Genomic DNA, 12763 nt, shown 5'->3' on the forward strand with positions numbered 1-12763 from the left:
GGGATGCGCCCTTTCCCGGTCAGGTCGGGCACCTTGCGCCATCGAAGCCCGAGACGCAAATCGACCGCTACTGGCGCGAAGATGAAGCAAACGTCTCAGTCAGAACCTGAAGAGTGGTGTGGGTCTGACGGGTCGCGGAACAGGCGCACCGCCGTTTTTGAGCTCGACGTTCATCCCAGTCGCTTCCTCGGTCTGCCGCACCTAGTACTGTAACGGCAGGTTAGGGGTAGCCGTGTCGTCGGTAGTGGCAGGTTCGGGCTTGGTGTTGGCGTCTGCGGCGCCATCGGGACCAGGCCCAGACGCGCTCCGGTGGGTGGGTTGATCGCACTGCGAGTGCGGTGAGCAGTCTTCGGATCTCCGGTACGGTGTAGCCGATCATCATGTCGTCGCTGGGGCTGGGTCCCCTTTTGCGGTAAGGGTTCGGGCGATGGACAGCCAGGTGTGGGCGGCCATCGCGAGGGTGATGTGGGCGTACCAGGCTCGCCAGTCGCGGACCTGGTATTCGTCGAGGCCGGCTTCGTTTTTGGCCTGCTGGAAGCACTCCTCGATTGCCCAGCGGGCTCCGGCGATGCGGGCCAGGTCGAGCAGGCGGGTGCGGGGGGTCCGTAGCAGACGTAGTAGGCGATCTCCCCGGTGCTCATGCTGCCCCGGGCGAGGAGCCAGCGCCCCCGGCCGGGTTGCCAGCAGATGCCCACGCGCACCCTCGCTCACCACCCGTTCTTACGACCCAGACCCGAGACCAGCCCACACAGGTACTGCCGCGCACGCCGCCGCGGCTCCGACCGGCGAAACCGAGGCCCGATACGGGCATGCAGCCGGTCCAACTCCCCATGCCACCGGGCAACATCAACGTCCGCCACACGCAGATCAACGAACTTGAACCGACTCCGATTCGCCTACTGCCGTTGCAGTACTGACCCGGATCGCGGTAGACGGTATGAGCAGCCCGGTCGGCCGGGCCGAGGGCTCGTTCGCAACCTGAAGTGGACTACCGACGAGGAGTGGGCCTCGTCGGTGGTGCCGCCATTTGCGGTTGGCCCCGTTGTCTAGTGAGAGCACGAGTGTGGGTCCGGACTTGTACGCGCGGTCGATGGTGGCCTGCGATGTTGGACACGATGATCGGGCAGGTGATGCGGCGGCGGCTTGACGACTGGCCGCATTCGTACCCGCGGTCGGTGGCCCGTCGGCGGAGGCGGTCCTGGACCGGCTGCGGGAGTTGCCGGTGGCGGTGGCGGTAGCGTACGAGGCTGGCCCGGCCGGGTTCGACCTGGCCCGGCAGCGGTGGATGTTGACCGCAAAGTGGTTCGGATTCCTGTTCGTGTTGGCAAGATCAAGAAGATCATCAGATGGCCGCTGCTGTTGTCTCAGCGAATGAATTGCGAGGGCCCATTCGCTCGCCCGTGTCCGCAAGTCAGTCTGGGCTCTATTCGGGTTGCCTTCGAAGGCGATGGGACAGTCCGCCGGATTGTCTCGGAACTGACGGGATGATAGGCGCAGAACGCGAGGGTGGCCGCAGTGTTGCCGGCGAGGGCCGGCTGGGTTCCGCAGGAATCGTTCCGCCGATCTTGGTCGCCGCGGCGCGAGCGGAGCTGACCAGGGTCGACTCCATTTAGTGACGGTGTGTGGGCCAGTTGCGTCGCTTCGGTCCTCGCCGATCGGCGGACTTGGGCGCTTGCCGCCGATGCGCCCACCGTGCGTGCGCCCCAGCGCCGTTGTCGGGCCGCCGGACGCCTACCCGATACTCCGTGCATTGCCGGTCGGGCAGTCCATTGCCGCCAGGAGCGGGGGGCCCACGGTGCGCGAGCCCGCACTGCCGGGTGGGTGGCAGCGAAGCTGTCCAAGTCACCCTGCACCAGGTCCTCTCCCGGCCCGCGGCTGCACTGCTTGCCACGCGCGGGTGGCTCCCCTCTGCAAGGTCGTCGACACGCAGCAGGATGCGGCGTCGTTGGTGTGCACGCGTCGGTCGCAGCCGACGGCCAGGCGGCGCTGTTTGCGCAGTTCAAGACCTGTGACTAGAGGGCATCCTGATCGGGCTCTGAAGCAACTCTGAAGGCTATGGCGTCCATGCTGTCGTCGGCGCTGCCACCTTCTGCCCGCTCCGGGTAGTCGTGACACGGAGCGTATGAGGAGAAGCTGTGCGCACTCGGCGTGCTTGGTTGGTTGCTCTGACGGCGGTGCTGGTCGGGCACATGGCAGTCGCGGTAGAAGCTATTTCCGACGATCGAGCTTCGGCCACGGCCGTCGAAGCCGATGCTCCCCCGAATTCTGCCCGGCCCGGATCGTTGGAACGCGCAACATCCGACGCGCGAACATCGGGCAAGAGAGTAGAGATTGTAGATCGGCGCTCCGAGGTGGGAGAGGTTTTCGCCAACCCGGATGGCACCCTGACGTCGCAGACACATGCCGTACCGGTCCGTGTCCGGCGAAGTGCGGGCTGGATTCCGGTGGACACCACCCTCAGTTTCGGCCCGGACGGGGCTGTCGTTCCAAGGGCTACCTCGACGCCAATGCGGTTAGCCGGAGGCGGCGACGCTCCGCTCGTGATGGTGGGCTCCGGCGACCGGCAGATGCGGCTTTCCTGGCCCGGTGCGCTGCCCACACCTTCCCTGACGGGTAGTTCCGCCACCTACCGCTCGGTCCTACCCGGCGTCGACCTTCGAATGCAGGTCACTGCGACGGGCTTCTCCCAGGTGCTGGTGGTGCACTCGGCCGAGGCTGCCAAGAATCCGCGCCTGCGGACGGTGCGATTCGGCCTGTCGCTGTCTGCTGGTCTGTCGGTGCGTACCGACCGGCAGGGCAATCCGACGGTAGTCGACACCAAGGGAGAGGTGGTGTTCGGTTCGTCGGCTCCTGTCATGTGGGACTCGACCGCAGCAGCGGGCGCCGGTCGAGAGTTGGTCGGTGGGCCGGAGGACGGATCCCGTCGGGCTATTGGATCCGTGCAAGTCGGGCGGGACGAGATGATTCTCCGTCCAGCCATCTCCATGCTGACGGACCCAGCGACGCGTTGGCCGGTCTACATCGACCCTCCGTGGTCAGCGCCGCGTGATGGTTGGACCGAGGTGGCAGTCGTCGGTGGCCGGCCGATCACGCAGCCGAAGTGGAACGGCGCAAACGACGAGCCGGGGGTGGCCAAGGTGGGCTACTCCGACTGGCAGTCGCCCACCGTGCTATATCGCTCGTACTTCCAGTTCAACACTCTCGATCTCGTCGGCAAGCAGGTGCTGTCGGCGGAGTTCAACATCCGCCTCACCTACACGCCGTCCTGTAATCCCACGAAGGTCAATGGTTGGGGTAGCGGACGGGTCTCGACCAACACGATCTGGGACGGTCAACCAGGGGGGACCTCTCTCCTCGGCCAGCATTCCGTTGACGCCTGTAAGACGGGCTACATCGGCTTCACCGCCGGTCCCTGGGTGGCGTCGATGGCGCAGCAGGGCTCCTGGTCGACGACGTTCCTGCTGCGCGCGGATAATGAAAGCAACAAGTACGAATGGAAGAAGTTCGACCCCAGCAGTGCCGTTCTCAACACCACGTACAACTCCCTTCCGAGCGCACCAACCAGCCAGACGGTCGCTGGCCGAACCTGCGCCATCCAGCCGAACGAGCCGTACACAAGCGAGTCAGGCCCCGAGCTCGCGGCCGTGATGTCCGACCCCGAACGCGACACGGTCTCGGCGCAGTTCGAGTACTACGTCAAGAATGGTGCCAAGGTTGGCGAACTCTGGGCCGCAGCGCCGTCAGGCACGACGGCACGGGTAAAGGTGCCGCAGGGCACCTACGGGGACGGCGTCCGGATGTCTTTCCGGGTCAGAGGGTGGGACGGCAACGCCTACGGCGCCTGGGGATCCTGGTGCGACATGACCGTCGACAGGTCCGCACCGACGAAGGCTCCCAGCGTCTCGTCGGCTGGTGGTCTATATCCTGAATGCGGCACCGGAGGCAGTGTCGGCCGGACTGGGGAATTCAACATCTCCGCAAACGGCGAGACCGACGTGGTCGGCTTTCGCTACGGCTTGAACAACGGATCCACTCCGGAATACGTGCCCGCGCTCCAGCTCGGAGGCGGCGCCACTGTCCAGGTCACTCCCGACGAGGAGGGCCCAGCGAATCTGTACGTGCGCAGTGTCGATCGAGCAGGAAATCCTGGCCCGATCTACGTCTCGCCTTGTGGTCTCGGCGCTCCTGGCGTCGGTGGAGGCTACTACTTCAAGACAGGCGCTGGAAGCCCTCCAGTCGCGCACTGGCGTGGCGACGGCGTCGACGTGGTCAACGTACCGGACACCAGTGAGCGTGGCGCTCACAGTGGATCCTTCCCGATCGGCGGAGGAATCGTCGCTGGCCGGCACAAGCAGGCGCTGTGGCTCAACGGCACCAATGGACACGTGAACACCGCGAATGGTGCAGCGGTGTCCACCGTCGGATCCTACTCGGTGGGAGCCTGGGTCAAGCTGGACCGGCTCGGTCCGAACGCCGCGACCGCAGTCAGCCAGGATGGCAGAAACCTGAGTAGCTTTCTTCTGCAGTATCGGGGTGGCAGCGGCGGCAGGTGGGTCTTCATGCTGCCGAACACCGACTGTCAGTCATGCGCCTCCGCTTCGCCGACCAGCACCCGGACCGCGCAGATCGGTGTGTGGACCCACCTGGTCGGCGTGTACGACGCGGGAGCGAAACAGGCCAAGCTATACGTGGATGGTGTGCTCAACCAGGCAGTCCCATTCACCAGCGCATGGCCCTCGACCGGCTCGGTGCAGTTGGGGCGCGCGAAATTTGCTGGGGTCTTCGCCGACTATTTCCCGGGCGCTCTGGACGACGTGCGAATCTACGATCGTGCTCTCTCCAATACCGAGATTCACGACCTGGCCACGATGCCGTCCAACGAGGAACTCTTCCTCCCGTTTGACGAGGGCACCGGCCCGATCGCCAGCGACGCGTCCGGAAACTACCGGACCGGGACGCTCTCGGCGACCGGCGTGGCCCGGCTAGGGCCGCCTGGCAAGGTGGGCGAGGGCTCGCTCCGCCTCGACGGCAGCGGAAGCGTGACCACCGCCCAACCCGCTGTCCGTACCGACGGCAGCTTCACCGCCAGCGCGCTGGTCCGGCTCGACGAAGCCTCAGGCCAACCGGGCGTGCCGAAGCCCGTCACGCAGACCGTGCTCAGTCAGGACGGCAGCCGATCCGCCGGTTTCGCGCTGCAGTACCAACAGGCCACCGGGGGGTGGAGCTTCCAGGTGGCTACGGCAGATGCGGACAGCCCTGCCTGGATCCGGGCCGACTCCCCGGGAGTCGCCCAGGCGGGGGAGTGGGTGCACCTGGCCGGCGTGTACGACGCGGCGGCCGGTGAGGTAAGGCTGTATGTCGGGGGAGTGCTCGCCGCCACGGCGACTGGACGCAACACCGCCAACGTCGCTGGCAACCTTGTCGCCGGGCGTATCCGCCGCGCGGGCGTCTCAACCGACTATCTCCGCGGTATGCTCGACGACGTCCACGTATGGACTGGGGTACGCACCAGCGACCAGATCATGGCCGATCAACTCGATCCGGTGACGGTGCGGGACAACGCCCACACGGGACAGTTCGCCCGTTACCGCGGTGGCGACGGATACTTTTTCAACGGGTCAGGCATGGCTCCCCTCGGAGCCCACTTTGGCGACCCGATCGGCCTGCCCGGTCCGGACGGAGACCCGCTCACCCGGTACCTGTACTCCTGTCTCAACGGCACCTCGGATCAGTTCCTGTCGGCAGATCCTCTGTGCGAAGGCGCAAAAATTCTCGGCGCCGCCGGCAGCCTCTATATGGTCCCGCCGCCTGATCTGCCGGTCGCCCCGGTGTGGCGCTGCTCGTCAACAGGCCAGGGCCATTTCCTCTCGCACGACCCTCACTGCGAGGGCAGAGGCATCGACGGCCTGCTCGGCTACGCCCAGGCATTCGCCAAGCTGGTCCGGTATCGAACGCCTGGATATCCGAACGACCAGATGAGTACGGCGTTCAGCCCGCGCAGCGAGTACGACGCGGAGTTCTCTCTCGGACTCGTCGCACTGTCCGCACAGCCTGGCACGACGCCGCTGATGATCTGCCAAGACGGTACCGACATATTTAGTTCAATCAGAGCGGACTGCGAGGGAAAAGCCACCGTGCGGCCGAGCGGCCACATCTGGACCACTGCGCCGACCGACGTGGCCGAAAGTGCACAGCTCTTTCGATGCCGAATGACGAGCACGGGTGAGCGGTTCGATTCGCTTGATCCGGACTGCGAGGGCAACGTGGTGGAAACCCCACTCGGCTACCTCGTCACCCGGCGTTGAACCGCGCGATTCGACAATCTTGTGAAAGGATGAAAATGAAGTTTCCTCGGGCGCGATCACGTCGCGGCGTAGCCGCAGCCGTCGTCGCTGTCCTGGCGGTCTCGCTTGCTGGGCCGCCGCCTGGCGCTGCGGCGTCGCCGCCATCGGCGGCCGACGCGCGAACACCGCGAGCGAAGCCAAAGCCCCAGCGCATACCCTCGGTGTCAGGTCGCGACATGGCCGCGATCCCTGCCCCGCCGTCCCTCACCAGAGATCGGGCTCAGCGCGGGAACCCCGCAGTTCGCTGGCCGACGCCCGCTTCCAACGAGGTCGCGCTCGCCGCCGTGCCAGCTGCCACCTCCAGTGGCACGGGTGCGCAGACCCGGGCCGGCAGCTCGCCAATCTGGGTCGCTCCCCGACGTGCCCCGCGATCTGCGAGCGTCGATACGCCGTTGGCTCCAACCCGGGTTCGGGTCGACCTGCTTCAACGGACGGAGGCCAAGGCGTCGACCTCCGAAGGATTGCTCTTCAAAGTGACCCGCGTCGACGGGCAACGCATGGCCGGACCCGTCTCACTGACCGTGAACTACGGCGCTTTCCGCCAAGCCTTCGGTGGCGACTGGGCGCGTCGGCTCCGCCTGGCGGAGGTGTTGGCGGATGGCAAGACGACGCCGTTGCCCTCCCGCAATGACGTCAGGACGAGCCAGGTCACCGCCGACGCCGTCGTGGAGGCGACAGCGCGAACCTTCACTCTCACTGCCGATGCTGGGAGCGCTACGGGTGACTACAAGGCGACCTCGCTGGCACCGGCTGCAGCCTGGCAGGTATCTCAGCAGAGCGGCAGCTTCAACTGGTCGTACGATTTGAATATGCCGCCGGTGCCCGGCGGGCTGAAGCCAGAGCTGAAGTTTTCCTATTCCTCCGGCGCCGTCGATGGAAGAATCTCTTCAACGAACAATCAGACGTCCTGGGTGGGGGAAGGCTGGAACCTTTGGCCTGGCTTTGTTGAGCGCTCCTACAAGGGCTGCGCCGACGACCTGGGCGGCAACAACGAGCAGAGGAAGACTGGCGACCTCTGCTGGGAGACCGACAACGCCACCCTGTCGCTCAATGGCCAGTCCAGTGACCTAGTACTGGAGAACGGGGTCTGGCACAAGAAGATCGACGACGGCACTCGGATCGAACGGTTGACCGGGGCAGAAAACGGCGACGACGATGGTGAGCACTGGCGGATCACCACTACCGAAGGTGTTCAGTACGTCTTCGGCCGTAACCGACTCCCCGGCTGGTCGACCGGCAAGGCGGAGACCGGGTCGACATGGACCGTTCCGGTGTTCGGTAACGATCCAGGCGAGCCCTGCCGGTCGGATGCTGGCTACGCCACCTCATCTTGCGACCAGGCGTACCGGTGGAATCTCGACTATGTGGTCGACCCGAACGACAACTCGATGAGTTACTGGTATCAGCGGGAAACCAACCTCTACGGAAAGAACATGGGTACCGCCAAGGCGCCCTACACCCGGGGCGGCACGTTGGCCAGGATCGAGTACGGCACCCGAGCCGGGGCCGAGTTCGCCGGACCCGCACCGGCCCAGGTTGTCTTCGAACGAGCCGACCGATGCCTGGCCGGAGCCACCTGCGCGGAGAGCGTGCCAGCCTCCTGGCCCGATGTGCCATGGGACCTGCAGGGCACAGATGCGAACTACACCACCAAGCTCAGCCCCACCTTCTGGTCGACCAAGAAGCTCGGCGCGGTGAACACACAGATCGCCACCGGGGGTGGGAATTATCAGAACGTCGACCGTTGGGAGTTGACGCAGAGCTACCCGAGCCCGGGGGACAAGACATCGCCGGCGATGTGGCTCGGCGGCATCGTCCGCACGGGGCAGGCTGGTCCGCCCGTGAAGCTGCCGGCAGTCACCTTCGACGGCCAGCCGCTGGCCAACCGCGTCGATTCCGGCCCGGACGGCGCACCCGCGATGTACAAGTACCGCCTCCGGACCATCAACAACGAGACCGGCGGCTCGACCACGGTGGCGTACCTGGCCCCGGACTGCGCCGCAGGCGCGACGCCCGCAGTTGACAGCAACACCAAGCGGTGTTTCCCGGTGCGCTGGGTGCTGCCGCCCGAGCCGACGCCACGCAATGACTGGTTCCACAAGTACGTCGTCGCCAAGGTCTCCGAGAAGGATTTGGTGGGAGGCGCTCCCGACAAGGTCAGCACCTATGAGTACGTCGGTCACGGAGCCTGGGCGTACAGCGACGACCAGATGCTCCCGGCTGAGCGGCGCACCTGGTCGCAGTGGCGCGGCTACGAGAAGCTGATCGTCCGGCAGGGTGACCCGGCGGCGGTCCCTGACAGCGGAGAATCAGAGACGCAGTACCAGTACTTCCGCGGCATGCACGGTGACCGCACCGCAGCCGGTGGTTCCAAGTCGGTCAGCATTACGGATTCCACGAACACCTCGGTCACCGACGATGAGCCGTACGCCGGCCTGTTGCGTGAAAAGATCGTCCGAAACGGCAGGAACGGCGCGGTCGTGACCAGCACCATCGAGACTCCATGGAAGCGGCTTACCGCCACTCAGGGTTCGCTGAAGTCGCACCAGGTTCAGATTGTCAAGACGGTCAGCCGGACGGCTTTGGCGGCGGGCGGTTTCCGTAGCACCCAGGTCGAGCGTTCCTACGACATGTATGGCAACGAGACCCAAGTCAACGACAGTGGCGACATGGGCACCGGCGGGGACGAAATTTGCACCACCACCAGGTACGTCCTGAGCACCAACGCTATGCTCGTGTCCCTGCCCAGCGAGCAGAAAGCGGTAGGAGTGGCCTGCGGTGCCGCACCGTCCTACCCCGCTGATGTGATCTCCGACGTCCGTACGTCCTATGACGGACAGGAGTTCGGTGTTGCCCCCATTAGGGGTGACGTGACCGCGATCCAGAACGCCAAGTCGTACGCCGGATCGACACCAACCTACATCACGACCCGAAGCGAGTACGACGCCTTCGGGCGGCCCGTCAAGCAGTACGACGCCCGAAACAACAAGTCGACAATCGACTACACCGAGGCCAATGGCCTCACCACAGGCGTTACGGTGACGAATGCTCTCGGACACCAGTCGGTGACCACAACTGACCCGGCCCGTGGCAGTGCGATCACGGTGCTCGATGCAAGTAACCGCCGAACCGACCTTCGTTACGACGGGCTTGGACGTCTGACCGCGGTGTGGCAGCCGGGGCGTTCCCAGGCCCTCGGCGACGGACCGAGTATCCGCCACGACTACCAGGTGCGCGTTGACGGGCCTGGAGCGGTGCGCACCGAGAAGCTCGGGCCGAACAACAACTACGTTGTCACGTACGCGTTGTCCGACGGCTTGGGGCGACCCCGACAGACCCAGGCACCGAGTCCCGCCGGCGGTCGGATCATCACGGACACCACCTACGACACCCGCGGCCTAAACGTCCTCACTCGCGCCGCCTACTACAACAACGCCTCCGGGCCGAGGGACGTTCTGTACAACCCTGTGGCCGAGGAGGTGCCCAACGCCACCAGGACCGTCTTCGACGGCGCCGGACGAGCCACCGCCTCGACCTTCCTCAAGAACAACGTCGAGCAGCAGGGATGGGGAACCGCGACGGTCTACGGAGGTGACCGAACGACGGTCATCCCCCCGCGAGGCGGGACCGCCACCACCACCCTGATCGACGCCGACGGCAACACGACCGAACTTCGTCAGTATCACGCAGCCACGGCCACCGGCGCATTCGACACGACCCGCTACACCTACACCAAGCAAGGCTTGCGCACGACCATCACCGATCCCGCCGGCAACGTCTGGCGTCACGAGTACGACGTCCTGGGTCGCAAGATCAAGATCGTCGACCCAGACAAGGGCACGACCATGGCAGGCTACGACGACCTTGGCAATCAGGTGAGCTCGACTGACGCTCGTGGCCGGGTCACCACCGCGACCTACGACGCGCTCAACCGTCGGACCGGCACCTGGGTCGGCGCGACCCGTCTGGCGGAATGGAAGTACGACGTTCTCACCAGGGCCGGGGCTACGTCGAAAAATGTGCCGGGCGTGCTGGTCTCATCCAGCCGCTACCTTGGGAGCGCCGCGTACACCAGGAAGTTGGACGAGATCGACGCCTTTAATCGTCCAACTTCCGAAAGCGTCGTGATCCCGGCCGCGGAGACTGGTATCGCCGGTACCTACACCACCCGGACGACCTACCGGGCGGACGGCAGTCGGGCTTCCACGCAGCTGCCGACTCTGGGCAACTTGGCCGCCGAAACCGTGGTGTACGGCTACGACAACCTCGCTAAGGCGGCCAGCAGCGCTGGCTCAGGTATGAACCTCAGCACCATGACATACAACGAGTTGGGCGAGCCCTCCAAGACCACAGTCGGCAGTGGCACTCGCAAAGCTTGGCAGATGTACTACTACGAGGAGGGAAGTCGCCGCCTCAACCGAATCTTCACTGACCGTTCCGGTACCGGGGACACCATCGCCGACGACCGGACCTACAGCTACGACCCGGCAGGCAACGTGGTGCGGGCGGAGAACCTAATCGCCGGGGCGGGCATCGACGTTCAGTGCTACGGCTATGACTACCTGCGCCGGATGACCAACGCCTGGACTCCGGCGGTGAACTGTGACACCGCCGCCGCACCCAACACTGTCGGCGGTCCGGCGCCGTACTGGCACACGTTCAGCTACGACGTCGCCGGCAACCGGAAGTCGTTCGTACAGAACGCCTTCGGTGCTGTGCCGGGGAAGACCAGCACCTACACATATCCTGAACCCGGCTCGGCCCGGCCTCATGCCGTCGCGTCGATCGCGACCACCGGTGCCGCTGTCGTCAACTATGGCTACGACGGCTCCGGCAACCTCTCCACTCGTCCCGGCCAAGCCGGAACTCAGACGCTGGACTGGAGCGACGAAGGGTTGTTGGCTGGGGTGAACGCTGGCGCCACCCAAACCACCTACGTCTACGACGCCGACGGTAATCAGCTGATTCGTCGGGATCCCGGGGCAGTGACGCTGTTTACCCCGAGTGGGGAACTGCAGTACAGCACCACCAGCGGTGCTAAGGCCGGAACGCGGCGATACGACGGAGCCATCCGTACGGGTTCCGGCCTGAGTTGGCTGGTCAACGACAGGCAGGGTACCGCGAACGTAGCGATTGACTCGGCCACGCTTCAGGTGTCCTACCGTCGGACGGACGCCTTCGGCAACCAGCGCGACGCCTCGCCGAACTGGGCGGGCGGAGGCGCAGGATTCGTCGGTGGCGTTGAAAACTCGGTTACCGGACTCACACGACTAGGCGCCCGCGAATACGACTCGAAGCTTGGGACCTTCATCTCAGTCGACCCTCTCCTAAAAGCAGACGAGCCGCAGCAGCTCAACGCCTATGCCTACGCCAACAACAGCCCGGCCACCCTCAGTGATCCGAGCGGATTGCTCGCTGACTACGACGACTGCCGATGCAATTACAACGGCAACCCACTTGCGAAGGCCAAAGCCGAAGCGAAGGCTGCGAAGGGGTCGGCGTCCGGGAAAGGTGACGTCTCGCAAGTTGCCGAGATGGCGAAAGTGGCACAGCGGTATGTGAAGAATGTTTCGAATCTGTGCCGCAGGGTGGAATGCAATGATCGTCGGACCGGACGGAATATAGTACATAACTGGCTGGGAGAGAATGTCACTCGCGAATATCTCGACGTCCTGACGCACTACGCACAGGAAGCCAACATCGATCCACGCTTGCTTCTGGCGGTCCTAATCACCGAAAGCGGCGACTGCCATTGCGGTGCGAAGGACGACAATAATCTGGGCGTGCAGAGCGTCGGCTTGGCCAACATGCAGGTTGACGCGTTTATGCGGGCCATGTCGCAAAGCAAGGGCGCGATCCGCTTCGGGTTAAGGGACACCTACAACCTCACTGACGAGGGGAATATTCAGCGATCCACCCAAGCGGCTGCCCATTACCTCGCGTACCTTGGTGCTCGCCACGACAGGACCGTTCCACGTACCAATTCAACCGTTAGCCGAGACGAGGCAATCAGGATTGGCTACAACATGGGCACCGGCGGTAGCGCAGCCGGCGGTGCCCAGACGGACTGGATGACCCGAGTGGTTGGCCTAAACTACTTTCCGAGGGGCGATCCCGGTCGGATCATTGAAGACTTCCGGGAGGCGTGGCACGTCTCAGAACAGCTACTCGGTGCGAGTCGGTAAGCTTCGAATATGACACGCGAGAGTAGGTCGTCGGGCGAGTTTCGCCGCCCGGCGACCTACTTTCAAACACCCCATCTACCCGTGCTCACGAATGCGTCACCCGACCAACAGAACGCCACGTTTGGTGCCGGTGGTAACCCAGGGCCCCGGCAAAGTCGTGACGGTGTCTGACTTGTGAGGCTTGAGTAGAAGCGCCGCTGTTGGTGGCAGCAAGACGGGCATGACCTGTTCGGA

General features: G+C 64.8%; 2 protein-coding genes and 1 pseudogene. 2 read left to right on the top strand and 1 reads right to left on the bottom strand.

The window, feature by feature from the left end; genetic code table 11:
* Positions 1-378: 378 nt before the first annotated feature.
* Positions 379-704: pseudogene (locus ABZS40_RS35460) on the bottom strand (IS701 family transposase); the annotation flags it as partial.
* A 1431-nt stretch (positions 705-2135) separates the two neighbouring features.
* Between ABZS40_RS35460 and ABZS40_RS35465 the strand changes: the two are divergent.
* Both ABZS40_RS35465 and ABZS40_RS35470 read left to right on the top strand, forming a co-directional pair.
* Positions 2136-6305, top strand: coding sequence for a LamG-like jellyroll fold domain-containing protein (locus ABZS40_RS35465; RefSeq protein WP_354948974.1), 4170 nt, complete (start codon positions 2136-2138; stop codon positions 6303-6305).
* Positions 6306-6817: 512 nt separating this feature from the next.
* Positions 6818-12529, top strand: coding sequence for an RHS repeat-associated core domain-containing protein (locus tag ABZS40_RS35470; RefSeq protein ID WP_354948976.1), 5712 nt, complete (start codon positions 6818-6820; stop codon positions 12527-12529).
* Positions 12530-12763: the final 234 nt, after the last annotated feature.

Source organism: Micromonospora sp. NPDC005324, assembly GCF_040607155.1.
GTDB lineage: Bacteria > Actinomycetota > Actinomycetes > Mycobacteriales > Micromonosporaceae > Micromonospora > Micromonospora trifolii.